The following is a 23,242-nucleotide window of genomic DNA, read 5'->3' on the forward strand; positions in this document are numbered from 1 at the left end:
CCCCCCCGCCATGCCCGTGCGCCACCACCCCCAGCCCCTCGTGAGGGACCTGTTCACCGCGGACGCTCGCGCCGCTCGCGGCGGCCGCCCCGCCGCCGGCATGTTCCTCAGCTCCGGGGACTGCACGGCCGCGGAGATCTGCGCCGGCGCGGGCATGGACTACCTCCTGATCGACGGCGAGCACGCCCCGCTCTCGCTCGAGACCGTCCTCGCGCAGCTGCGCACGATCGCCGGGTACGGCGTGCCCGTGATGACCCGCGTGCCCGCCCTCGACGTGGTGCTGGTGAAGCAGTTCCTGGACCTCGGCGCCCAGACCCTGCTCGTGCCGATGGTGGACGACGCCGAGCAGGCTGCCGAGGCCGTGCGCGCTGTGCGGTATCCGCCGCAGGGGGTGCGCGGCGTCGGGTCGGCGCTGGCGCGGTCGGGGCGCTGGAACCGGATCGAGGGGTACCTGCCGCAGGCGGCGGACCACGTCAGCCTGTTCGTGCAGATCGAGACGGCGGCCGGCGTCGAGAACGCCCGGGCCGTCGCGGAGGTCGACGGCGTGGACGGTGTGTTCGTGGGCCCCTCCGACCTGTCCGCGTCGATGGGGCTGCTCGGTCAGCAGGCCCACCCGGACGTGGTGGCCGCTGTGGAGTCGGTGATCACCGAGGTGAAGACTGCCGGGAAGGTCGTCGGCGTCAACGCGTTCGTCACGGCCCAGGCGCAGGCCTACGCGGCCGCCGGGGCGGACTTCGTCAACGTGGGGGCCGACGTCGCCCTGCTGGCCCGTGCCGCCGAGGCCCTCGCCGAGACCTGGTGCCCCGCCCCGGAGGCCGGCGATCCAGGCGACGGCGAGGGCACGTCCCGCGCGTCGTACTGACAGGCGCTCTGACCGGGCCGGACCCCCGGTCACCGTGCCACCCTGGATCCATGCCCACCCCCGGTTCGAAGACCCCGCGCCTCACCCACCGCTTCGCCGACACGTTCCCCGAGCTCGCCCTGCCGTGGGAGGCCCAGGAGACGCCCGCGCCTCAGCTGGCCCTGCTCAACAACGAGCTCGCCGAGCTGCTGGGCATGGACGCGGAGTGGCTCGCCACCGACGACGGCGTCCGGTTCCTCACCGGCGAGCAGCCCGGCCCGGACGCCCGCCCAGTCGCGCAGGCGTACGCGGGGCACCAGTTCGGCGGCTACTCGCCGCGGCTCGGCGACGGCCGCGCCCTGCTGCTCGGTGAGATCGCCCCGATCCTTCCGGGCGCCGACTCCCCCGCCGCAGCCCGCGCCCTGCGCGACCTCCATCTGAAGGGGTCCGGCCGCACCCCCTTCGCGCGCGGCAACGCGGACGGCCAGGCCGTCCTCGGCCCCATGCTGCGCGAGTACGTCGTGGCCGAGGCGATGCACGCCCTCGGCGTGCCGACCACGCGCGCGCTCGCCGTCGTCGCCACGGGCGCCCAGGTGCTGCGCGAGGACCTGCTGCCCGGCGCCGTGCTCGCGCGCGTCGCCGCCTCCCACCTGCGGGTGGGCACGTTCCAGTACGCGGCGGCGCTCCCGGACGCGGAGGCCTCGAAGGACCTGCTGCGCCGGCTCGTGGACGAGGCCGTCGCCCGCCACCACCCGCACGCCGCCGACGCCGAGAACCCGGCGCTCGCGCTCTACGAGGCGGTGGTCGGCGCGCAGGCCGAGCTCGTGGCGCGCTGGATGCTCGTGGGGTTCGTGCACGGCGTGATGAACACGGACAACGTGACGCTCTCGGGCGAGACGATCGACTACGGCCCGTGCGCCTTCATCGACGCGTTCGACCCCGGCGCCACGTTCTCCTCGATCGACGTGCAGCACCGCTACGCCTTCGGCAACCAGGGCCCCATCGCGGCGTGGAACCTCGCCCGGCTCGGCGAGACGCTGCTCCCCCTGCTCGACGACGACCCGAACCGGGCCGTGGAGCTCGCCCAGGAGGCCCTCGCCGGGTTCCAGGCCCGGCACCTGGCCGCGTGGCGCGGCGGGCTGCGGGAGAAGCTGGGGCTGAGCACCGACGTGCCGGACGAGACCGTCACCGAGCTGACCGACCGACTCTTCGTGCAGCTGACCGAGGCGAGTACGGACTGGACCTCGTTCTGGTTCCGCCTGGCGGACATGGCCGAGGCCGATGCGGAGGCCGATCGCCTCATCCCGGGCGCCCGCACCCCCGACGAGGTGGCCGCGTGGCTGCGCGACTGGCGGGCCCTGAGCCCGGACGCCGCCGCGATGCGCCGCGTGAATCCGGTCTACATCCCGCGCAACCACCTGCTGGACGCCGCGCTCATGGCGGCCGAGGACGGGGACCTCGCGCCCGTGCGCGAGCTGCTCGAGGCGGTCACGGACCCGTTCGCCCCACGCCCCGGCTTCGAACGGTATGCGGAGCCGGCCGCGGTGGGCGGCGCCCCGTTCGTCACCTACTGCGGGACCTGAGCGCCGTCACCCGCGCGCGAGAGACCTCACGGGCACCGCCGGATCCGCGAGGGCCTCCGGGTCCACCCGGATTGCGCGGTCGATGATCCGCCGCGCCGCCTTCACGGCCATCGGATCGTCCACGGACGCGGCCCCGCGCATCGTGCCGTCCGCGGCGAGCGCGAAGCTCGCCACCGTCCGGCCCCGCACCTCGCGGTGGACGTGCCGGCCGCCGTCGGGAAGCGCCATGTCCCCCACGGCCTCGACGTGCGCGCCGTGCCGGTCCGACCAGAACCACGGCGCGCCGGGCGCGGCCGGCTCCTCACCCATCAGGGCCGCGGCGGCCGCGACGCCCGCCTGCATGGCCGGCTCCCAGTGCCGCGACGCGGGCCAGGCCGAGTCCCGCAGCCGCGCGACGTCGCCGACGGCGAGGATCCCCGGCACGGACGTCCGGCCCGCGGCGTCCACCAGCACGCCGTCCGCGGTCTCGATCCCGGCCTTCTCGGCGAGTGCGGTCTCCGGGACGGTGCCCGTGGCCAGCACGACGACGTCGGCGTCCACGGTGCGGCCGTCCTCGAGATGGACGCGGTGGGCGGTGGGGAGTCCGCCGCCGGGATCGTCCACCGCCTCGTCCGCGTGCTCGATCCGCGCGACGCGCCCGACCTCGAGCTCGACCCCGTTCTCGGCGTGCATGCGGTGCAGGCGCGCGGTGATCGCCGGTCCGACGGCGGTCAGTGAGGGCGTCTCGGTGCTCGTCACGAGCGTGACGTCGGCGAAGGCGGCGCGGGCCGACGACGCGGCCTCGGCGCCCGTGAACCCTCCGCCGATCACCGCCACGCGCGCCCCGAAGTGCAGCCGGGCCACGAATGCGTCCGCGTCGGCGCGGGTGCGCAGGGTGATCAGCCGCGCATCGTCGGCGCCGGGCACCGCCAGCGGGCGCACCCGACCGCCCGTCGCGAGGACCACGACGTCCGCCTCCCGGGCCTCCCCCGTGTTCAGCCGCACGCGGTGCCGCACGTCCGCGCCGCCGGGCTCGAGCGCCTCAGCCCGCGCGGTCACGACCTCCACTCCGTGCTCGGCGAACCACGACGGCGGGGCGAGGAGCAGCCGGGGCCCGTCCGTCTCCCCGGTCAGGTAGTCCTTGGACAGCGGCGGTCGGTCGTAGGGCAGGCCCTCGGGGTCCGCGATCGTCAGCGCGCCCGCGAAACCCCGACGGCGCAGCTCGCGCACCAGGGAGAACCCGGCCAGCCCGCCGCCGAGCACGAGCACGGAGGCGGAAGCCCCGCCGGGAGCCCCGCCGTCGTCCGCCACAGGCACGAGGCCCGCGCTCATTCGCCCGGCGTCAGGTAGAGCTGACCGTCCCGCGCCTCCACCGCATGCGTGCCGACCGGCTTCGTGGCCGGCAGGCACAGCGCCTCGCCGGACCTGAGGCAGAACTCGGCGGAGTGCAGCGGGCACTCGACCTTCGTCCCCTCGAGCCACCCCTCGGCCAGGGATGCGTCCTCGTGGGTGCAGGTGTCGTCGATCGCGTAGAACGCGCCGTCCTCGGCGTGGAACACCGCGACGTCGTCGCGCGTGCCCGCCGTCTGCGCCGGGATCACGCGGGACTCGCCCTCCGGGATGTCCGCCGCCGCGCCGATGTGGATGGGCTCCGCCATGTGCTGCCTCCGTGTTCCGCCGGCCCGCGCCGGCTCCTTCAGGGTCTGCACGCCACGGTATCGCGCGGGCGTCAGAGGACCTCGACAGCGCGCACCGTCCCGTCCGCGCAGCGCCTCGAGCGGGGCGGGGGCGGCGGCCATGTCCTCGTCCGAACGGACGGGGACGTTCAGGAGCACCCAGAGCAGCGCCGTCGTGACCAGGATGATCGAGGTGACCTTGCGCAGGCAGCCCTTCGCCGAGGCCCACATGGAGGTGAGCACGGTGCGGGCACGCGCATCGCGATCAGCAGCACGTAGACCGGCAGGCTCGGCCGGTCACGTCGCGCTCGCGCAGCGCGCGGGTCACGGGGAGAAGGAGGGCCATGGGGTCCTCGCCTGGGGTGCCGTGCCCCGGACCGGCGGTCCGGGACGCTCGGTGCCGTCACCGGAATTGCGTCTGACGGGCGTGAGCTACGGGGGGCCTTACTCCCCTCGGCGGCGACGCGCACCTCCCCCGATCGACTCAGGACCGGAACGCGCGCGCCACCTCGAGGAAGCGGTCGTTGGCCTCGACCTCACCCATCGTGACGCGGACGCCCTCGCCCGCGAACGCCCGCACCGAGAGCGCTCGGGCCTGGGCTGCCTCGGCGAACGCGGCGGTCTGATCACCCAGCGGCAGCCACACGAAGTTGGCCTGGGTCTCGGGCACGTCCCAGCCGGCCTCCTGCAGCGCGGCGACGACGCGCTCGCGCTCGTCCACCACGGTCTGCACGTGGCCGAGGACCTCGTCCAGGTGCTCGAGCGAGGCGACGGCGGCCTGCTCGGCGAGCGTGGAGACGGCGAAGGGCACGGCCACCGTGCGCAGCGCGGAGGTGATCTCCGGGTGGGACACGGAGTAGCCGACACGGAGGTTGGCCAGGCCGTGGGCCTTGGAGAAGGTGCGCAGCACCACCACGTTGCGGTGCTTCCGGTACATCTCCAGGCCCTTGACGGCGTCCTCGTCCCGGATGAACTCCACGTAGGCCTCGTCGATCACCACGAGGATGTGGGAGGGCACCTTCGCCAGGAAGTCCTCCACCTCGGCCGTGGTGAGCGCCGGGCCGGTGGGGTTGTTCGGGGTGCACAGCAGGATCACGCGCGTGCGGTCCGTGATGGCGTCCAGCATGGCCGGCAGGTCGTGTCGGTGGTCCGCGGTGAGCGGCACCATGACGTCCTTCGCGCCGGCGCTGCGGGCCACGATCGGGTAGGCCTCGAAGGAGCGCCACGCGAAGATCACCTCGTCCGGCTCGGTGCCCTCCCCCTCGCCCGCGAAGGCGGTGATGATCTGGGACAGCGCGCCCAGCGAGCCGGCGCCGGTGACGATGTCCTCGGCCGGGACGTCCAGGTGGGGGGCCAGCTTCTCACGCAGCTCCGTGGCGAGCGGGTCCGGGTAGCGGCACAGCAGGCTCGGGGCGCCCTCGACGCCGGCCACGATCTCGTGCACGCGCTCCACGACGCCCGGCACCGGGGCGAACGGGTTCTCGTTCGAGGAGAGCTTGTAGGGGGCGAGTCCGGGGACGGCCACGGGCGGCTTGCCGGCCGCGTACGGCGGCAGCTTGCCGACCTTGGCGTGGGCACGGACGACGGCGGGGCTGGGCTGAGCGGAGTCGGTCATGTGGCACAGGATACGGCGGTGACGAGGCTCTCAGCCGTCGCCGAGGGCGGCCGCCACCCGCTGAGCGGCGGCGGACAGGCGGGCCCCGATCGCCTCGAGGTCCTCCGCCCGGGTCGCGAAGACGACGGCGAGCGCCGCCGGGAACTGGCCCCGCACCGCGAGCGGCACGGCCACCGAGGACACGCCGGTGATCACCTCGTCGCGGCTCGAGGCCCAGCCGCGCGCGCGGGCGCCGGCGACCTCCGGACGTTCGGCGCCGTCGTCGTGCGGGCCCACCCCCTGCCCGCCCTCGGCGCGGCGGGCGCGCTGCGCGGCCCACTCCGCCTCCGGCATGGCGGCCGCGAGGGCGATGCCCGGCGCGCCGACCCCCAGCGGGTGGCGCGTGCCCGGCCGCTGGGTCACGAGGTTGCCGCGTGGGGGCTCCACCGTGGCGAGGGTGAGGCAGTCCGCGCCGTCCCAGACCACGAGGAAGGCGGTCATGTGGAGGTCGGCCGAGACGGAGGTGAGCTCGGGCAGGGCCGCGGCGCGCAGGTCCGGCTCCACCCGGCCCGCAAGCACCGCGAGGCCCGGGGCGACGAGGACGCGGCCGGCGTCGTCCCGGCGCAGGAGGCCGTGCTCCTCGAAGGTGCGGAGCATGCGGTAGGCCACCGAGCGGTGGACGCCGAGGCCCTCGGCGAGCTCGGCGATGGTGGGCGGCGTGGGCGCCTCGGCCACGGCCTCGAGCATCGTGAGCGCACGGGAGAGGGTCTGCGACGGCGCCTCGGCGCGCACGGGGCGGGAGCGGGACGTCTCGGGGGGCATCGTGCGCTCCTTCGCTCAACGGGGCCGGGCGGAACGGGGTGGACGGACCGCGCCGGGGCACACCGGACGGCGTGTGGGCGCCCCCACGCGGGGTTGTGAAGCCGGTCACGCCCGCGTACAGTCTGCCACATGCGTGTTCCCTCTGGGAACGACGCGTTCTCTGAGCGAACAGGCGCCGGGTGCCATCCTCGGCCGCAGCGAAAGGTCTCCCATGCTGTTCCACCACCACGGCTACGTCTCCACCGATCCCCGCGTCCAGCCCGCCGCCGGCACGGGCCTCACCCGCCCCGCCGAGCTGCCGGACGAGATGGACGTGCTGATCGTCGGCACGGGCCCCGCCGGCATGATCGCCGCGGCCCAGCTCGCGATGTTCCCGGACGTCCACGCCCGCATCATCGAGCGCCGCCCGCACCGCCTCGAGATCGGCCAGGCCGACGGCATCCAGGCCCGCTCCGTGGAGACCTTCCAGGCGTTCGGATTCGCGAACCAGATCATCGACGAGGCCTTCGACCTCACCTCGATGGCCTTCTGGAACCCGGACCCCGAGAACCCGGCGGACATCGTCCGCACCCAGCTCGCCGAGGACGACCCGGAGGGCGTCTCCGAGTTCCCGCACCTGATCGTGAACCAGGCGCGCATCCTGGACTGGTTCGCCGAGTTCATGATGAACGCCCCGGCCCGCATGGCCCCTGACTACGGCTGGGCCTTCGAGTCCCTCGACGACTCCGGCACCGGCGCGCACCCCGTCTCCGTGACCCTGCGCCGCACGGTGGACGCCGAGGGCAACGCCCTGGAGAACCCGGAGGACGGCGAGCTGCGCACCGTGCGCGCGACGTACGTGGTGGGCGCGGACGGCGCCGGCTCGCGCGTGCGCAAGGCGATCGGCCACTCCCTCTCCGGCGACGCCGCCAACCACGCGTGGGGCGTCATGGACGTCCTCGCGGACACCGACTTCCCGGACATCCGCACGAAGTGCTCGATCCACTCGCAGGCCGGCTCGATCCTCCACATCCCCCGCGAGGGCGGGCACCTGTTCCGCATGTACGTGGACCTGGGGGTGGTGCCGGAGGGCGACGGCCACACCATCCGCAAGACCCCGCTCGAGGAGGTCATCAAGCGCGCCCAGGCGATCCTCCACCCCTACCGCCTCGACGTGAAGGAGACCGCCTGGCACTCGGTGTACGAGGTCGGCCACCGCCTGACCTCGGGCTTCGACAACCGCGAGCGCGTGGGCCAGCCCACCGTGTTCCTGCTCGGCGACGCCTGCCACACCCACTCCGCGAAGGCCGGCCAGGGCATGAATGTGTCCATGCAGGACGGCTGGAACCTGGGCTGGAAGCTCGGCCACGTCCTCTCCGGCCGCGCACCCCAGGAGCTGCTCGCCACCTACGCGGACGAGCGCAAGGACATCGCCAAGAACCTGATCGACTTCGACAAGGAGTGGTCCACGCTCATGGCGAAGCCCGTCTCCGAGCTGGGTGATCCGAACTACGTGGCGGAGTTCTACACGAAGACCGCTGAGTTCCCTGCGGGCTTCATGACCCAGTACCAGCCGTCCATGCTGACCTCGGGGACCGCGCACCAGGACCTGGCATCCGGCTTCCCTGTGGGCAAGCGCTTCAAGTCCGCCCTCGTGGAGCGCTCGTGCGACACCAACGTGAAGCACCTGGGCCACCTGCACCGCGCGGACGGCCGCTGGCGCGTCTACGTGTTCGCGGACTCCGCGTCCCCCCGTTCAGCGGACTCGCAGGCGGCCGCCTGGGCCCGGGCGATCGCGGAGGACCCGCAGTCCTTCCGCAACCGCTTCACCCCGCCCGGCGCGCCCGAGGACACCGTGTTCGACGTCAAGGTCGTGTACCAGCAGCAGCAGTCCGAGTTCGACTGGACCGACGCGCCCGCCGTGTTCGTGCCGACCACGGGCCCGCTCGGCCTGCGCGACCTGAACAACGTGTTCGCCACGTGCCGGCCCAAGCACGGCGAGGACGTCTTCGAGGCGCGCGGCATCAGCCGCGACGGCGCCGTCGTGGTCGTCCGCCCGGACCACTACGTGTCCGGCGTCTTCCCGCTGGACGCCCCCGCGATGGTGAACGAGTTCTTCGCGGGCGTGCTGTCCGACCGGGCCTGACCCGACCGGCTCACCGGCTGCGCGGCGGGCGGGCGATCTCCTCGGGCGCCTGGCTGACCACCCCCGCCCGACGCCGCGCGTCGGCGCCCTCGACGCCCCGCCGCAGGCGCACCGTCCGGCTGGAGAGCACGGCGCCCGTGGCCAGCCCGGCGAGCGCGGCGTGCACGCCGGCCACCTCGGCGCGAGCGGCGGGGTCGGCGGCCTCGAAGTCCTCGATCATGCGGGTGTAGTCCCCGAGCGCGTGGGCACGGTCCAGGTCAGTCCCGACGGCCTCCGCATCCTGTCCCAGGCGCGAGGCGAGCCCGGGCAGCTCGTGGGGGTCCAGCCGGTCCGGCCCCAGCCGCTCGAGCCCGTCCTCCCATCCCGCCTCGGACGAGGTCCCCGGGGCGAGCAGCGCGGGTGCCTCGTCCGGCCCCTCGGGGTGGAAGGTGACGGTGGCCCGCTGGAGGCCGAGGGGGTTCGGGCCGCCGTCGGCCGCGGTGTAGAGGTCACGGTCCGTGGCGAACTCGAGGATCGGCACACCGGCCGGCGCGGACTGGTTCCCGTTCGGCGCACCCACGGTCATGACGCCGCGCACCGAGTATGCCTGGGAGAATCCGGGATCGTCCGCGAGGTTGACCGCGTGCACGCCGCCCTGGCTGTACCCGGCCAGCAGGAGGTCGGCGCCCGTCGGCACGCCCGCCGCCGCGAGGGCCTGCGCGATGCCGGCCGCCGTCCGGCGCGAGTCGTTCCCCAGCGCGTCGAGGTTGCCCCCACCGTCCGCCCAGTTGTCCGAGCGATGCTCCGGCAGCAGCCCCTCCTGGGTGCCCGGCAGGCCCACGAGCCACACGTCCGCGCCGTCCGCGCCGCGGATCCGGGTGACGGTCACCGCGCCCTCGCCGTCGCTGTGCCGCGGGATGAGGTGCGCGACCTCGGACAGGTGGCCGGTGAGACGCCGGGGCGCCTCGAGGTGGTCCACAGGCTCCCCGGCGACCTCGAGGGGATCGGCGTTTGTGGGGTCCAGGAGCGGGTAGACCTCGGCGATGAGCCGCCACGCGGCCGCGGGCGTGAGGCGCAGGCTGGGGTCGATGTCCCCCAGGCGGTCCGCCGCCCACTCGAGCTCACCGCCCAGCTCCCCCACGGCGCACTGCCCCGCCACCCAGTCCCGCACGGGCCCGCCGAATCCACCGATGGCCGCGATGCCCCCGTCCACCGCCGTCCCCACGGGGAGGCCGAGCAGCTGGGCCAGGAGCGCCTCCCCCACGACCTCCGTGCCTGCACGCACGAGGAACTCCGCCTCCTCGACGGACAGGCCGTCCGCCGCCCGCGCCTCGAGCGCGGCTCCCAGCACGGCCGCCCGCGGGTCCTCCGCGTCCATGACGCCGGCCGCCCCCTGCTCGGCCCGGCGGTACGCCTCCGCAGCCCGCCGCAGGTCCTCCCGGTTGCGGGCGAGCGCGTCCGTCAGGCCCTGGAGACGGCGGGCGCCCTCGCGCAGCGCCTCCCGCAGGCGGGCCGCCGCGCCCGGGCCGGAGGCGGCCCGGTCCACGAGGGACGCCGCGTGCTCGGCGTGGAACACCAGGACGCGGGTGACGTCCGCGGCCTCGCGGAACCGCTCGGCGGCCGCGTCGATGCCGTCCAGGTCCGCGTAGACGGACCCCGGACCGCCCTGGGTGCTGAAGCGGACCACGCCTCCCACGCCGCTCACACCCCCGCCACGCTCAGCAGTGCGGCCCGGGCGGACTCCTCCACCTGGCGGATCCGCTGCTCGGCGGCGAGCCGGGCGTCCTCAGCCTCCCGCTCGGCCGCGGCGAGCAGGGCCAGCCACTCCTCGGCGGAGGCGACGAGCGCCCCCGCCTCGGCCAGCAGTGCCTCGGCCCGGGCCAGGTGCTCCCGCGCCGCGCTCGACCGCCACTCCACCTCGAGGGTCGCGCGGATGATCCCCTGCGCCGCCAGGAGCTCCCGGAGCAGCCCCTGGAGGGGATCCCACGCCGCGCGCAGCACCGTAGCGGCCCCCAGCGCGTCCTCGAGATCGTCCTGCGCGCCGCTGAAGCGGCCGGCGAGGGACGCGACGACGTCGTCCAGGCCCACGGCGCGCAGCAGCGGGACCGGGGAGGGAGGGAGGAGGGGCGCGGAGATCAGCTCGGCGACGGGCATGGCCCCACGGTAGGGAGGGCGCGCGGCCACGTTCCCCGGGCGAGGGGCCGGCCTGGGACGGGGGCCCGTGCGTCGTGACCTGTGCAGGAGGAGCCGGGCGGGCGGGGGTGTTGACCCACCTCACACCCTCCCCTATCCTGAACGAACGGTCAGTAATTCGATCCGCCGCGCGCGGACCCCGGGCACGGACCATCAGCCCGCACTCTCACGTGAGGTGAACCCCATGACGCAGACCAGCTCGACCACCCCCCTGGCCTCCGTCCCGTCCCCCGAGGATGCGGCCGGCCAGGAGAACTTCGATCGCCTGATCGCGGAGGACTCGCGCATCGAGCCCCGCGACTGGATGCCCGAGGCCTACCGCAAGTCCCTGACCCGCCAGGTCTCCCAGCACGCGCACTCCGAGATCATCGGCATGCAGCCCGAGGCCAACTGGATCACGCGCGCCCCCTCGCTCAAGCGCAAGGCCATCCTCATGGCCAAGGTGCAGGACGAGGCCGGCCACGGCCTGTACCTGTACTCGGCCGCCGAGACCCTCGGCACCCCGCGCGACGTGCTCAACCAGCAGCTGATCACCGGCCGCGCCAAGTACTCCTCGATCTTCAACTACCCGGCCCGCACGTGGGCGGACATGGGCGCGATCGGCTGGCTCGTGGACGGCGCCGCGATCTGCAACCAGGTGCCGCTGTGCCGCGCCTCCTACGGCCCGTACGGCCGCGCGATGGTGCGCATCTGCAAGGAGGAGTCCTTCCACCAGCGCCAGGGCTGGGAGATCCTCTTCGAGCTCTCGAACGGCACCCCGGAGCAGAAGCAGATGGCTCAGGACGCGGTGGACCGCACCTACGGCCCTGCCCTGCAGATGTTCGGCCCGCCGGACGCCGACTCCCCGAACTCCCAGCAGTCGATGGCGTGGAAGGTCAAGCGCTTCTCCAACGACGACCTGCGCCAGCGCTTCGTGGACATGATCGTCCCGCAGGCCGAGGCCCTCGGCCTGACCCTGCCGGACCCGGACCTGAAGTGGAACGAGGAGCGCGGCCACTACGACTACGGCCAGCTGGACTGGGAGGAGTTCAACGCCGTGATCCAGGGCAACGGCCCCATGAACACCCAGCGCCTGGCCCGCCGCATCCAGGCCCACGAGGACGGCGCCTGGGTCCGCGAGGCCGCCGCCGCCTACGCCCGCCGCCAGGCCGAGCAGCACGCCGCGGCCGACACCCAGCTGATCGGAGCCTGATCCATGACCGAGAACACCTCCGCCTCGAACGAGTGGCCCCTCTGGGAGGTCTTCGTCCGCGCGAACCGCGGCCTCTCCCACGTGCACGCGGGCTCGCTGCACGCCCCGGACGCCACCATGGCGCTGCGCAACGGCCGTGACCTCTACACGCGCCGCAACGAGGGCACCTCCGTGTGGGTCGTCCCCGCGGACGCGATCGCGGCCTCGGACCCGGACTCCAAGGGCGGCTTCTTCGAGTCCGCCCAGGGCAAGTCCTACCGCCACGCCACCTACTACCAGAAGTCCGAGGGGGTGCCCCACCTGTGAGCTTCGCGACCAACGACTCCGCCACGAAGCACTCCGCCGGCGTCGCCATCACCGCGGAGGAGATCTCCTCCGGTGAGCAGAAGGCCTCGGACGAGGTGGCCCGCTACGCCGTGTACCTGGGCGACGACTCGCTCATGCTCGGCCAGCGCCTCTCCTGGTGGATCTCCCGCGCCCCGGAGCTCGAGGAGGACATCGCCCTCGGCAACATCGCCCTGGACCTCGTCGGCCATGCCCGCTTCCTCCTCTCCTACGCCGGCACGGCGTGGGGGAAGAGCGAGGACGACCTGGCCTACTTCCGCGACGAGGAGGAGTTCCGCTCCGTCCGCCTCGTGGAGGCCGAGAACGGCGACTTCGCCAAGACCATCGCGCGTCAGCTGTACTTCTCCTTCTACGCGTACGAGCTCTACTCGCGCCTGAAGGAGTCCACGGACGCCACCCTGGCCGCCATCGCGGACAAGGCGCTCAAGGAGGTCCTGTACCACCAGGACCACGCCGCCGAGTGGCTCAACCGCCTGGGCCTCGGCACCGAGGAGTCGGCGCGCCGCATGCAGCGCGGCCTGGACGAGCTGTGGCCCTACGTGCCCGAGCTCTTCCACGACGACGACCTCACCCGCTCGCTCGCGGAGGAGGGCGTCGCGGTGCTCCCCTCCTCCCTCGAGGAGCCGACGATGTCCCGCCTGACGTCCGCCATCACGGCGGCCGGCCTGCAGGTCCCCGCGACGGGCACCGCCCGCGGCGGCGACCGCTCCGGTGAGATGAGCGAGCACCGCGGCTACATCCTGGCCGAGATGCAGTCCCTGGCCCGCCGTCACCCGGGGGCCACCTGGTGACCACCGCCAGCGAGCTGCGCCCCGCCGACCCCGCCGACGCGCGGGTCTGGGACGCGGCCTCCACCGTGCACGACCCGGAGATCCCCGTGCTGTCCATCGCGGACCTGGGGATCCTCCGGGACGCGCACGCGGAGGGCGAGAAGGCCGTCGTCGTCATCACCCCCACGTACTCCGGCTGCCCCGCGATGGAGACCATCTCCACGGACGTGACCCGCGCGCTCACCCGCGCCGGGTTCGCGGACGCGGAGGTGCGGCTGGTCCTCCAGCCGGCGTGGACCACGGACTGGATGACGGACGAGGGCAAGGCCAAGCTCAACGAGTACGGGATCGCCCCGCCGTCGGCGCGCGCCGACGGCGGCCCCGTGCGGATCGGGCTGACCGTCAAGTGCCCCCGCTGCCACTCCCTGAACACCCGCGAGATCACCCGCTTCGGCTCCACCTCGTGCAAGGCGCTGTACACCTGCAACGAGTGCCTCGAGCCCTTCGACTACTTCAAGGTGCACTGATGACCGAGACCACCGCCGCCCCCGCCGCCGGCAAGCGCCGCGCCGCCTTCAACACCCTCGAGGTGACCGAGCTGCGCAGGCTCACCGAGGACTCCGTGGAGGTCACCTTCACGGTGCCCGAGGAGCTCGCGGACGACTACGACTACGTGCCGGGCCAGTACGTCGCCCTGCGCAAGGAGCTGGAGGGGCAGGAGGTCCGCCGCTCGTACTCCATCTGCGCCGTCCCGACGCGCGGCGAGATCCGCGTGGCCGTGAAGAAGGACTTCGGCGGCCGGTTCTCCACCTGGGCGAACGAGCAGCTGCAGGTGGGCGAGAAGATCGACGTGATGAACCCGCAGGGCGCGTTCACCTCGCGCTCGCACATCACCTCGCTCAACGACGCCGAGAAGGTGGCCGCGGAGCAGGTGGCCAAGAAGGGCAATGCCCACCTCGTGGCGTTCGCCGCGGGCTCGGGCATCACGCCCATCATGGCGATCGCGAAGGCCGTGCTGGCCGCATCGGAGACCTCGCGCTTCGACCTGGTCTACGCGAACCGCTCGGCCATGGACGTGATGTTCGCCGAGGAGCTCGGCGACCTCAAGGACAAGTACCCCGCCCGCTTCTCCGTGCACCACGTGCTCTCCCGCGAGCAGCGCGTCTCCCCGCTGCTCTCCGGCCGCATCGACGCCGAGAAGCTCGAGACCCTGCTCAACCAGGTGATCGACGTGGACGGCACCGACGAGTGGTTCCTCTGCGGGCCGTTCGAGCTCGTGCAGCTCATGCGCGACACGCTCGCGAAGCGCGGCGTGTCCGAGGACGACATCCGCTTCGAGCTGTTCACCACCGGCAAGCCGGAGAACCCGCAGGGCCAGTCCGGCCGCGTGGTCGAGGTGGACCCCTCGGGCAAGAACGTCACCATCGAGTTCAACCTCGACGGCCTCACCGCCAAGGTCGACTCCCCCGCGTCCGCGCACGAGACCATCCTGAACGCCGCCCTGCGCGTGCGCTCGGACGTCCCGTTCGCGTGCGCCGGCGGCGTGTGCGGCACCTGCCGCGCCAAGGTCACCGACGGCACGTACGAGATGGGCGAGAACTACGCCCTCGAGAAGGACGAGGTCGACGCCGGCTACGTCCTCACGTGCCAGACCCGCCCCACCGGCGACGCCATCACCGTCGACTTCGACGCCTGATCCGCGCCCGCCCCGCCTGAGCCAGACCGAGCCGCCCGAAGGAGCCCCCGTGATCCAGCTGAGCATCGCCGACGGCGTCGCCGAGATCGTCCTCGACGCGCCCCAGAAGATGAACGCCCTCGACGAGGCCGCCCTGGCCGAGCTCGGCGAGGCCTATGCGGAGGCCGCGGCCGGCGTCGAGACCGGCGAGGTCCGCGCCGTGCTGCTGCGCGGCGAGGGGCGCGGGTTCTGTGCGGGCCGGGACATCTCCCACGTCACGCCCGCCGACGACGACGCCACCGCGTACCTGCGGGACAGGGTCACCCCCGTGCTGCGGACGATGTCGGAGATCCCGGTGCCGACGTTCGCGGCCGTGCAGGGCGCGTGCCTCGGCGTGGGACTCGGCCTCGCGATCGCCACCGACGTGGTCTACGTGGCCGAGAACGCCAAGATCGGCTCGCCGTTCGCCAACCTCGGCGCCACCCTGGACTCGGGTGGCCACTGGCTGTTCACCGAGCGCCTGGGCGCGCACCGCACGCTCGACCTCATCTACACCGCCGAGCTGATCTCGGGGGCCGAGGCCGTGCAGGCGGGCCTGTTCTCCCGCGCGGTCCCGGCCGAGGAGCTGCTGGAGTTCACCCGTGCCAAGGCCGCCCAGGTGGCCTCCGGCGCGACGCTGGCCTTCCGCGCGTCGAAGGAGCTGGTCCGCCAGATCCGCGACGAGCGCGTCGGCCTGTGGGAGTCCCTCGACGCGGAGAACGTGGCGCAGGGCGACCTGTGCGGCACCGCCGACTACGCGGAGGGCTTCAAGGCCTTCCAGGAGAAGCGCAGGCCGGAGTTCACCGGCCGCGGCTGAGCCCTCCGTCCTCCACAGGCCCCCGCGACACCCAGACCACGACGCCGTCCGCCCCTCCGCGAGAGGGGGCGGGTGGCGCCGTCGAGCGGACCGTGGGGGACGTCACAATCACGACACCCCTCGAGGGCGTGGCGCGAGTCACACCACATCGTATACGGTGACCCGTGTCACTTCCCGACCGAGCGGTCGGTCACATGCGTCTCTCGCCGTCTCGCACCGCAGGCCGCAGCCCCTCACCCCAGGAGCACCCATGAGCCATACCGTCGCCTCCCCAGCCGCCCCGGCCGCCCGCGACCCCCGCGAGGAGCGCAAGGTCCTCGCCGGCACCCTCGTCGGCACCACCATCGAGTGGTACGACTTCTTCATCTTCGCCCAGGCCACCGCACTGGTCTTCGCCGCCCTGTTCTTCGCCCCGATGGGCTCGACCGGCTCGCAGATCGCCGCCTGGGTCACCCTCGGCATCTCGTTCCTCGTGCGCCCCCTCGGCGCCATCATCGCGGGCCACCTCGGCGACAAGTTCGGTCGCAAGATCGTCCTGTCCTTCACCCTGATCGGCATGGGCGTGGCCACCACGCTCATCGGCCTCCTGCCCACCTACGCCCAGATCGGCGTGTGGGCCCCCATCCTTCTCGTGCTGCTCCGCCTCCTCCAGGGCTTCTCCGCCGGCGGCGAGTGGGGCGGCGCGGCCCTCCTGGCCGTCGAGCACGCCCCCAAGGGCAAGCGCGGCCTCTTCGGCGCGGCCCCCCAGGTCGGCGTGCCGCTCGGCATGATCCTGGCGACCGGCGTGCTCTTCTTGGTGCGCTCCAACATGACCGAGGAGGCCTTCCTCACCTGGGGCTGGCGCATCCCCTTCCTGATCTCGATCATCCTGATCGTGGTCGGCTACTTCATCCGCAAGGCCGTGGAGGAGTCCCCGGTCTTCAAGGAGATGCAGCAGCTCAAGGCCAAGGAGTCCGCCCCCCTGGGCGAACTGTTCCGCGGCCACACCAAGGAGGTCCTCCTCGCTGCCGTGATCTTCGCGGCCAACAACGGCGTGGGCTACCTGCTGATCGCCTGGTTCTCCAAGTACGGCGGCCCCAAGGGCCTCGGCATGACCTCCGCCGAGGTGCTGACCGCGAGCCTCGTGGGCGGCCTCGGCTGGTTCATCTTCACCCTGTTCGGCGGCTGGATCTCCGACAAGATCGGCCGCAAGACCACCTTCGTCATCGGCTACGCCATCCTGATCGCCTGGGCGTTCCCTATGTTCAGCCTGCTGAACACGGCCTCCCTGCCGCTCTTCGCCCTGGCGCTCTTCGTGCTGACGATGGGCCTCGGCCCCTCCTACGGCCCGCAGTCCGCCATGTACGCCGAGATGTTCCCGGCTCGCGTCCGCTTCTCCGGCGTCTCCATCGGATACGCCCTCGGCACCATCATCGGCGGCGCCTTCGCCCCGCTGATCGCCGATCTCCTCGTCAAGAACGGCTGGGAGTACGTCGCCTGGTACATCGTGGGCATCTCCGCGATCTCCCTGATCGCCGTCCTCCTGGTGCCCAAGGGCATCCAGGACCGCGAGCTGCACGACGAGGCCGTGCTGGCCACCCGCTCCACCCCCGTGGTCCCCGCCTGATCAGCCTCCGCTGACGGGCTTCGCCCGCCACGCACGACGACGGCGCCTCCTCCTTCGCGGGAGGGGGCGCCGTCGCGCCCGGGGCCGGGAAGGCGGGCGCGAGGACGATACTGGGGGCATGACGACGCCCCGACCCCGTGCCGAGTTCCCCATCGCCGAGATGGCTCCGGCGGGCATCCCACGCCTCACGAAGTCCCTGCTGATCCCCCGGCCCATCGCCTGGGTGGGCACCCGCTCCGCGGACGGTGTGGACAACCTCGCGCCCCACTCCTTCTTCACGATGGTCTCCAACGTCCCGCCGATCCTCGTGTTCGCCTCCACCGGCCGCAAGGACACGCTGGCCAACATCGACGCCACGGGCGAGTTCACCGTCTCGCTCGTCAGCCGCGCCCAGGCCGAGGCGGCCAACGGGACCTCGGCGCCCTACGACCCTGAGGTGGACGAGTTCGCCGTGATCGGACTGGAGAAGGAGCCCAGCGCCGCCGTCGCGCCGCCGCGCGTGGCCGGCGCGCCGGGGGTGTTCGAGTGCGTGCGGGAGCAGGTCGTCCCGGCCGGCGACGGCTTCACCGTGTTCGGCCGCGTGGTCCACGTGGCCGTCGCCGAAGACGTCCTCGTGGAGGACGAGCACGGGCATCGGCTCCCCGACGCCCACCTCCTCGACCCCGTGACCCGGCTCGGCCGGGACGAGTGGGGCTCCCTCGGCGAGGTCTTCTTCCTGCAACGGCCCCAGGCCAGCTGACGACGCCCCCCGGTTGACCCCCGTCACACCGGGCCGGGATACTGAATCCTGAACGCACGGTCGGTAATTCGGCGCGCCGCGTCGCCGCCATCCGTCGACGTGCACGCCCGCAACGCAAGGAGACCCCGCATGTCCACCCCTTCCCAGGCCCTGCTCGTCGGAGGTCGCCGCACCCCGGTCGGCCGCTACGGCGGCGCCCTCTCCTCCGTCCGCCCCGACGACCTCGCCGCCCTGACCATCAAGGCCGTGATCGAGGACGCCGGCATCGACCCGTCGGCGGTGGACGATGTCATCCTCGGCAACGCCAACGGCGCCGGCGAGGAGAACCGCAACGTCGCCCGCATGGCCTGGCTGCTGGCCGGCTTCCCGGACAACGTCCCGGGCATCACCGTGAACCGCCTCTGCGCCTCAGGCATGTCCGCCATCGGCATCGCCACCGCCATGGTGCGCTCCGGCATGGCCGACGTCGTCGTGGCCGGCGGCGTGGAGTCCATGTCCCGAGCCCCCTGGGTCATGGAGAAGCCGACCACCGCGTTCGCCAAGCCCGGCGCGGCGTTCGATACCTCGATCGGCTGGCGCTTCGTGAACCCGCGCTTCGCCTCAGGCGAGTTCGGGGACAAGTTCGTGTTCTCCATGCCGGAGACCGCCGAGGAGGTCGCCGAGGTGGACGGCATCACCCGCGAGGACGCGGACGCCTTCGCCGCCCGGTCCCACGAGAAGGCGCTCGCCGCGATCGAGGCCGGCCGCCTGGCGCCCGAGATCGTCCCCGTGACGGTGAAGGGCCGCAAGGGCGCCGAGACGATCGTGGACACGGACGAGGGCCCCCGCCCCGGCTCCACCCCCGAGGTGCTCGCCGGCCTGCGCCCGATCATCAAGAAGGACGGCGTGGTCACCGCCGGCAACTCCTCCTCCTTGAACGACGGCGCCTCCGCGATCCTCGTCGTCTCCGAGGCCGCTGCGCAGAAGCACGGTCTGAAGGCCCGCGCGCGCGTCGTGGAGTCCACCTCGGCGGGCCTGGCTCCCGAGATCATGGGCCTGGGCCCCGTCCCGGCCACCGAGAAGGCCCTCGAGCGCTCCGGCTGGTCCGTGGCGGATCTGGGCGCCGTCGAGCTCAACGAGGCCTTCGCCACCCAGTCCCTGGCCTCGATGCGTCGCCTCGGCCTGGACCCGGAGACCGTCAACGCCGACGGCGGCGCGATCGCCCTGGGCCATCCGCTGGGCTCCTCGGGGTCGCGCCTCGTGGTCACGCTGCTCGGTCGGATGGAGCGCGAGGGCGCGGACAGGGGCCTGGCCACGATGTGCGTGGGCGTGGGCCAGGGCTCCGCGATGCTCGTGGAGAAGGTGTGAGCATGGCCGAGACCCGCGAGACCCCTCAGGCCGAAGCGGATCCCGACGTCGTCGGCCCGCGCCTGGACGCGGCGGACTTCACCGCCCTGCGGATCGAGGAGCGCGAGGACCGGCTCCACGCGCGCATGGACCGCCCGGCGGTGCGCAACGCGATCGACGCGACCATGGTGGACGAGTTCCACGCGGTGTGCGCACACCTCGAGCAGAACCCCAAGATCCTCATCATCTCAGGCACGCAGGTGGAGTCGAAGAAGGCCCCCGGCACGTTCTCGGGCATCTTCGCGTCCGGCGCGGACATCGGCCAGCTGCGCGCGCGGCGCCGCGACGACGCCCTGCGCGGCGTGAACTCGCAGGTGTTCGACCGCATCCACCGCCTGCCGATGCCCGTCATCGCCGCGATCGACGGCTTCGCCCTGGGCGGCGGCGCCGAGCTCGCGTACGCGGCGGACTTCCGCATCGCCACGCCCTCCCTGAAGATGGGCCAGCCGGAGACCGGCCTCGGCATCACGGCTGCCGCGGGCGCGCAGTGGCGCCTCAAGGAGCTCGTCGGCGAGCCGGTGGCCCTCGAGCTGCTGCTGGCCGGCCGCATCCTGGACGCCCAGGAGGCCCTGGACCTCACGCTCGTCACCGAGCTGCACGAGCCGGACCACCTGGAGGACGCCGCCCACGCCCTGGCGGACCGCATCGCGCAGCACGACCCCCTGGCGGTGCGCCTGTCCAAGCGCGTGTTCCACCTGCCCCGCGAGGCCCACCCCCACGTGGACGAGATCGCGCAGGCCATCCTGTTCGAGTCCGAGGCCAAGTTCGAGCGCATGCAGGCGTTCCTGGACCGCAAGAAGAAGTGAGGACTTCCATGACCGAGACCCAGAACACCCCTGACACCTCCCGCGCGTCCGTGCCCGGCGTCGTCGGCATCCTCGGCGGCGGCCGCATGGGCGGCGGCATCGCTCACGCCTTCCTCACCTCCGGTGCCACCGAGGTGATCGTGGTGGAGCGCGACGCGCAGTCGGCCGAGGCCGCCAAGGAGCGGATCGAGGCGGACCTCGCGAAGTCCCTCGAGCGCGGCCAGCTGGACGGCAACCTGGACGTGTGGGCCGAGCGCCTCACGATCTCCCTGGACCGCGCCGACTTCGCCCGCTGCGGGCTCGTGGTGGAGGCCGTCTTCGAGGACATGCAGGTCAAGATCGACGCCCTCACCGACGTCGAGAAGCACCTGGCCGAGGACGCGTGGCTCGCCACGAACACCTCCTCGCTGTCCGTGGACGAGATCGCCCGCCACCTGCAGCGCCCCGAGCGCTTCTGCGGCCTGCACTACTTCAACCCGGTTCCGGCCTCGAAGCTCGTGGAGGTCGTCATCGGCGAGCAGACCGGCGAGGAGCTCACGGCCCTCTCCACCGCGTGGGTGCGCGGCCTGGGCAAGACCCCGGTCGTGGTGAAGGACGCGCCCGGCTTCGCGTCGTCGCGCCTCGGCGTGGCCATCGCGCTCGAGGCCATCCGCATGGTCGAGGAGGGCGTGGCCTCCCCCGAGGACATCGACGCCGCCATGGTGCTCGGCTACAAGTTCCCCGTCGGCCCGCTCGCGCTGACGGACATCGTGGGCCTGGACGTGCGCCTCGGAATCGCCGAGTACCTCGAGTCCCAGCTCGGCGAGCGCTTCGCCCCGCCGCGGCTCATGCGGGACATGGTGGCCCGCGGCGAGCTCGGCCGGAAGTCCGGCAAGGGCTTCTTCGACTACGAGGGACAGGCCTGAGCATCCGGCGCGCCGACCGCCCGTTCCGCTTCGAGCACCGCTGGGCGGTCCCCCTGCCCGCCGACGCGGTCATGGACCTCCTCGGCGAGCCGGTGGGCTACTCCTCGTGGTGGCCCGCGATCCCGCGGGCCCGCCGGATCGACGACGGCGTCCCGCCCGGCGCGATCGGCGAGCGGGCGGCCATCCGCCTGCGCGGCTTCGTCCCCGTGGGCCTGACCATGGAGCGCGTGGTGGACGACCGCGAGCGCGGCGTCCTCGTCGCCCGCGTCGAGGGGGACCTCGTGGGCACCGTCCGGGCGGAGGTCCGTCCGGAGGAACCCGGTGCCCACGCCCCGTCCCGGCCCGCGGACGACGGCACCGCCCCCGCCCCCGCCTCCGACGGGCGTTGCACCGTGCACTGGACCCAGGATGTCGTGCTGGCTCCCACGTGGATGCGCGCCGTCGTCCTGATCCCGGGGGCGAGGGCCGCGATGCGCGCGAGCCACGCCGTGGCGATGCGGGCTGGCCGCCGCGCCCTGGGGGCGACGCGCCTGCCCGCGGGCTGAGCGCGGCGCTGCACCCGACGCTCCCGCGCGAACCCGCCGACGCAGCACGCCCGGCGCGGCGTCGCACAGCACGACGGCCCCCACCATCCGGTGGGGGCCGTCGTGTCGTCGTGGACTCGCTCAGGCTGCGGCGTGCTCACAGGTGCCGCAGGAGCAGTCCGTGCACTCACACGTCGCGCAGGCGCAACCCTGGCCGCAGGAGCCGCACGCGCAGGTGTCGCACTCCTCGACGTGGTCGCCGTGCACGTGGTGCAGGTGGCCGTCGTGCTTGTAGTCCACGTGGTCGCCGTGCTCGACGGCCTCGTGGCCGCAGTCCGGGCCGTGCGCGTGGTCGTGCTCGGGGTGGATGACGTGGGTGGTGTGGTCAGTGCTCGTCATGGTGGGCCTCCTCGGCTGCATGCTGGACGGCGTCCCGCAGGATGTGCGACACGTGGTCATCGGTGAGCGAGTACATCCGGGTCTTGCCATGGAGGTCGGATCGGACGAGACCGCTCATCCGCAGCACCCGCAGATGCTGGGACATCAGGGTGTGCGTGACCCCCGCGTGGTCGGCCAGGCCGGAGACGCTCGTCGGCTGCTCCGCCATCCGCAGCAACGCGGTGATGCGCACCGGGGAGGCGAGGACCTTGAAGAGCTCGGCGGTCTGGGTGATGTCGGGGTTCACGTGCCGATCTTACATGCACATGTTTGCAGGTGTCCACACGTCGGGGCGGTCGAGCACGAGCGGGGTGAACGCGTGGCACGTGTTCACCGCGCCCCACAGGTTCACCTCGGCGGCGCGGCGCATCCCCTGCTCGTCGAGGCCCTGGTCCCTGACGAACTGCTGGATGATGCCGCCGACGTCGAGCAGGCCGTCCACCCGGCCGTGCGCCGCGACGACCTCCTCCGGGCGGCGACCGATGCCGTCGTGGTCCGTGATGTCCCGCGGGTGGGCGGTGAACCGGGGGTCGACGCCGGCGCGGCGGGCGGTCGCCTCGAGCGAACCAGCGGGGAGCGTCAGAGTTCGGCCTGTGCCTCGTCCCAGCCACGGGAGAGCGGGGGACGCGCGACGCCGTCGAGCAGCGCCTCCGCGGGATCCTCCCCGAGGTGCTTGATGCGGTTCTCCGCGTCCACGTGGACGACACGCGGGGTGAAGGAGCGCGCCTCGGCGTCGTCCATCTGCGCGTAGGCCATGAGGATCACGATGTCTCCGGGGTGCACGAGGTGGGCGGCGGCGCCGTTGATGCCGATGACGCCGGAGCCGCGCTCGCCCGCGATCGTGTAGGTCTCGAGGCGGGCGCCGTTGGTGACGTCCACGATGCTCACGAGCTCGCCCGGCAGGATCTGGGCCGCGTCCAGGAGGTCCTGGTCCACGGTCACGGAGCCCACGTAGTGCAGGTCCGCCTGGGTCACGGTGGCCCGGTGGATCTTGGCGTGGAACATGGTGCGCAGCATGCGGTGAGGAGCTCTCCAGGTGGGGGCGGGGTGTGTCCCAGGGACGGGGACGAGTCTACGCGGGGTCTGCGCGGCGGCCGATGAGTCGTCCGGACGGGGCGGTGGGCCGGTGGGGCGGTGGGGCGAAGCGCGGAGGCAGTCGTACACGCCGCTACGTGATTCGGTAGCGGCGTGTACGACTGCCTCCCGGG

The 23,242-nt window shown here is 73.1% G+C and carries 25 protein-coding genes; 15 read left to right on the forward strand and 10 right to left on the reverse strand.

Annotation, left to right across the window (positions count from 1 at the left end):
• Positions 1-10 precede the first annotated feature (10 nt).
• Positions 11-862 carry an aldolase/citrate lyase family protein gene (locus tag AB0302_RS08260; RefSeq protein WP_366371267.1) on the forward strand — a complete coding sequence of 284 codons (852 nt, stop codon included), beginning with the start codon at positions 11-13 and terminating at the stop codon, positions 860-862.
• A 50-nt stretch (positions 863-912) separates the two neighbouring features.
• Complete coding sequence (locus AB0302_RS08265; RefSeq protein WP_298985231.1) at positions 913-2,424, forward strand: protein adenylyltransferase SelO family protein; 1,512 nt, start codon at positions 913-915, stop codon at positions 2,422-2,424.
• Between the two features lie 6 nt (positions 2,425-2,430).
• Here AB0302_RS08265 and AB0302_RS08270 read toward each other — a convergent pair whose 3' ends face one another.
• From AB0302_RS08270 to AB0302_RS08285, 4 genes are all read right to left on the reverse strand, one after another.
• The gene (locus tag AB0302_RS08270; protein WP_366371269.1) at positions 2,431-3,720 is read right to left on the reverse strand and encodes an FAD-dependent oxidoreductase; all 1,290 of its coding nucleotides are present in this window, start codon (positions 3,718-3,720) and stop codon (positions 2,431-2,433) included.
• Positions 3,721-3,731: 11 nt separating this feature from the next.
• On the reverse strand, positions 3,732-4,061 hold the full coding sequence (locus AB0302_RS08275; RefSeq protein WP_298712694.1) for a bifunctional 3-phenylpropionate/cinnamic acid dioxygenase ferredoxin subunit: 330 nt from the start codon (positions 4,059-4,061) through the stop codon (positions 3,732-3,734).
• A gap of 502 nt (positions 4,062-4,563) precedes the next feature.
• Positions 4,564-5,694 (reverse strand): histidinol-phosphate transaminase, encoded by a 1,131-nt coding sequence (locus tag AB0302_RS08280; protein ID WP_366371271.1) that lies wholly within the window; start codon positions 5,692-5,694, stop codon positions 4,564-4,566.
• 30 nt (positions 5,695-5,724) lie between these two features.
• Positions 5,725-6,495 carry an IclR family transcriptional regulator gene (locus AB0302_RS08285; protein WP_248117369.1) on the reverse strand — a complete coding sequence of 257 codons (771 nt, stop codon included), beginning with the start codon at positions 6,493-6,495 and terminating at the stop codon, positions 5,725-5,727.
• A 211-nt stretch (positions 6,496-6,706) separates the two neighbouring features.
• Between AB0302_RS08285 and AB0302_RS08290 the strand changes: the two genes are divergently transcribed.
• Positions 6,707-8,620, forward strand: coding sequence for an FAD-dependent monooxygenase (locus AB0302_RS08290; RefSeq protein ID WP_298712210.1), 1,914 nt, complete (start codon positions 6,707-6,709; stop codon positions 8,618-8,620).
• A 10-nt stretch (positions 8,621-8,630) separates the two neighbouring features.
• Here the strand turns inward: AB0302_RS08290 and AB0302_RS08295 are convergent, their stop codons facing one another.
• Positions 8,631-10,304: a hypothetical protein gene (locus tag AB0302_RS08295; RefSeq protein ID WP_366371274.1), complete on the reverse strand. Its 1,674-nt coding sequence runs from the start codon at positions 10,302-10,304 to the stop codon at positions 8,631-8,633.
• Positions 10,301-10,753 carry a hypothetical protein gene (locus tag AB0302_RS08300; RefSeq protein WP_298985243.1) on the reverse strand — a complete coding sequence of 151 codons (453 nt, stop codon included), beginning with the start codon at positions 10,751-10,753 and terminating at the stop codon, positions 10,301-10,303. Before AB0302_RS08300 ends, AB0302_RS08295 begins: the two co-directional genes overlap by 4 nt.
• A 223-nt stretch (positions 10,754-10,976) precedes the next feature.
• Here AB0302_RS08300 and paaA point away from each other — a divergent pair, with 223 nt between their 5' ends.
• The 12 genes from paaA to AB0302_RS08360 all read left to right on the forward strand — a co-directional run bounded on the left by paaA (position 10,977) and on the right by AB0302_RS08360 (position 21,617).
• The gene (gene paaA, locus AB0302_RS08305; RefSeq protein ID WP_366371276.1) at positions 10,977-11,984 is read left to right on the forward strand and encodes a 1,2-phenylacetyl-CoA epoxidase subunit PaaA; all 1,008 of its coding nucleotides are present in this window, start codon (positions 10,977-10,979) and stop codon (positions 11,982-11,984) included.
• A gap of 3 nt (positions 11,985-11,987) precedes the next feature.
• The gene (gene paaB, locus AB0302_RS08310; RefSeq protein WP_248117358.1) at positions 11,988-12,290 is read left to right on the forward strand and encodes a 1,2-phenylacetyl-CoA epoxidase subunit PaaB; all 303 of its coding nucleotides are present in this window, start codon (positions 11,988-11,990) and stop codon (positions 12,288-12,290) included.
• Positions 12,287-13,120 (forward strand): 1,2-phenylacetyl-CoA epoxidase subunit PaaC, encoded by an 834-nt coding sequence (paaC, locus tag AB0302_RS08315; RefSeq protein ID WP_298985248.1) that lies wholly within the window; start codon positions 12,287-12,289, stop codon positions 13,118-13,120. The genes paaB and paaC overlap by 4 nt, the downstream gene beginning before the upstream one ends.
• On the forward strand, positions 13,117-13,626 hold the full coding sequence (gene paaD, locus AB0302_RS08320) for a 1,2-phenylacetyl-CoA epoxidase subunit PaaD (RefSeq protein ID WP_343282122.1): 510 nt from the start codon (positions 13,117-13,119) through the stop codon (positions 13,624-13,626). Before paaC ends, paaD begins: the two co-directional genes overlap by 4 nt.
• A complete protein-coding gene (gene paaE / locus AB0302_RS08325) occupies positions 13,626-14,795 on the forward strand; it encodes a 1,2-phenylacetyl-CoA epoxidase subunit PaaE (protein WP_366371279.1) in 1,170 nt (389 codons plus the stop codon). The genes paaD and paaE overlap by 1 nt, the downstream gene beginning before the upstream one ends.
• Before the next feature lie 49 nt (positions 14,796-14,844).
• The gene (locus tag AB0302_RS08330) at positions 14,845-15,630 is read left to right on the forward strand and encodes an enoyl-CoA hydratase-related protein (RefSeq protein ID WP_366371281.1); all 786 of its coding nucleotides are present in this window, start codon (positions 14,845-14,847) and stop codon (positions 15,628-15,630) included.
• A gap of 250 nt (positions 15,631-15,880) precedes the next feature.
• Positions 15,881-17,236: an MFS transporter gene (locus tag AB0302_RS08335; protein WP_366371285.1), complete on the forward strand. Its 1,356-nt coding sequence runs from the start codon at positions 15,881-15,883 to the stop codon at positions 17,234-17,236.
• Between the two features lie 118 nt (positions 17,237-17,354).
• A complete protein-coding gene (locus AB0302_RS08340) occupies positions 17,355-17,975 on the forward strand; it encodes a flavin reductase family protein (RefSeq protein WP_366371287.1) in 621 nt (206 codons plus the stop codon).
• 129 nt (positions 17,976-18,104) lie between these two features.
• A complete protein-coding gene (locus AB0302_RS08345; RefSeq protein WP_366371289.1) occupies positions 18,105-19,322 on the forward strand; it encodes an acetyl-CoA C-acyltransferase in 1,218 nt (405 codons plus the stop codon).
• Between the two features lie 2 nt (positions 19,323-19,324).
• Positions 19,325-20,167 (forward strand): enoyl-CoA hydratase/isomerase family protein, encoded by an 843-nt coding sequence (locus tag AB0302_RS08350; RefSeq protein WP_366371291.1) that lies wholly within the window; start codon positions 19,325-19,327, stop codon positions 20,165-20,167.
• A gap of 8 nt (positions 20,168-20,175) precedes the next feature.
• The gene (locus tag AB0302_RS08355) at positions 20,176-21,072 is read left to right on the forward strand and encodes a 3-hydroxyacyl-CoA dehydrogenase family protein (protein ID WP_366371293.1); all 897 of its coding nucleotides are present in this window, start codon (positions 20,176-20,178) and stop codon (positions 21,070-21,072) included.
• A gap of 71 nt (positions 21,073-21,143) precedes the next feature.
• Entirely contained in the window at positions 21,144-21,617 is a 474-nt protein-coding gene (locus AB0302_RS08360) for a polyketide cyclase (protein WP_366371295.1), read from the forward strand.
• Between the two features lie 120 nt (positions 21,618-21,737).
• Here AB0302_RS08360 and AB0302_RS08365 read toward each other — a convergent pair whose 3' ends face one another.
• Genes AB0302_RS08365 through panD form a run of 4 tightly spaced genes read right to left on the reverse strand, consistent with a single transcriptional unit; the run spans position 21,738 to position 23,051 of the window.
• Positions 21,738-21,995, reverse strand: a complete 258-nt coding sequence (locus tag AB0302_RS08365; protein WP_248117341.1) for a hypothetical protein — start codon at positions 21,993-21,995, stop codon at positions 21,738-21,740.
• Positions 21,982-22,281, reverse strand: a complete 300-nt coding sequence (locus AB0302_RS08370) for a metalloregulator ArsR/SmtB family transcription factor (RefSeq protein ID WP_248117339.1) — start codon at positions 22,279-22,281, stop codon at positions 21,982-21,984. The genes AB0302_RS08365 and AB0302_RS08370 overlap by 14 nt, the downstream gene beginning before the upstream one ends.
• A 9-nt stretch (positions 22,282-22,290) precedes the next feature.
• Positions 22,291-22,641, reverse strand: coding sequence for an SDR family NAD(P)-dependent oxidoreductase (locus AB0302_RS08375; protein ID WP_366371365.1), 351 nt, complete (start codon positions 22,639-22,641; stop codon positions 22,291-22,293).
• Positions 22,614-23,051, reverse strand: a complete 438-nt coding sequence (panD, locus tag AB0302_RS08380) for an aspartate 1-decarboxylase (protein WP_319074396.1) — start codon at positions 23,049-23,051, stop codon at positions 22,614-22,616. Before panD ends, AB0302_RS08375 begins: the two co-directional genes overlap by 28 nt.
• Positions 23,052-23,242: the final 191 nt, after the last annotated feature.

Origin of the sequence: Micrococcus sp. NPDC078436, from assembly GCF_040702705.1 — a bacterium.
GTDB lineage: Bacteria > Actinomycetota > Actinomycetes > Actinomycetales > Micrococcaceae > Micrococcus.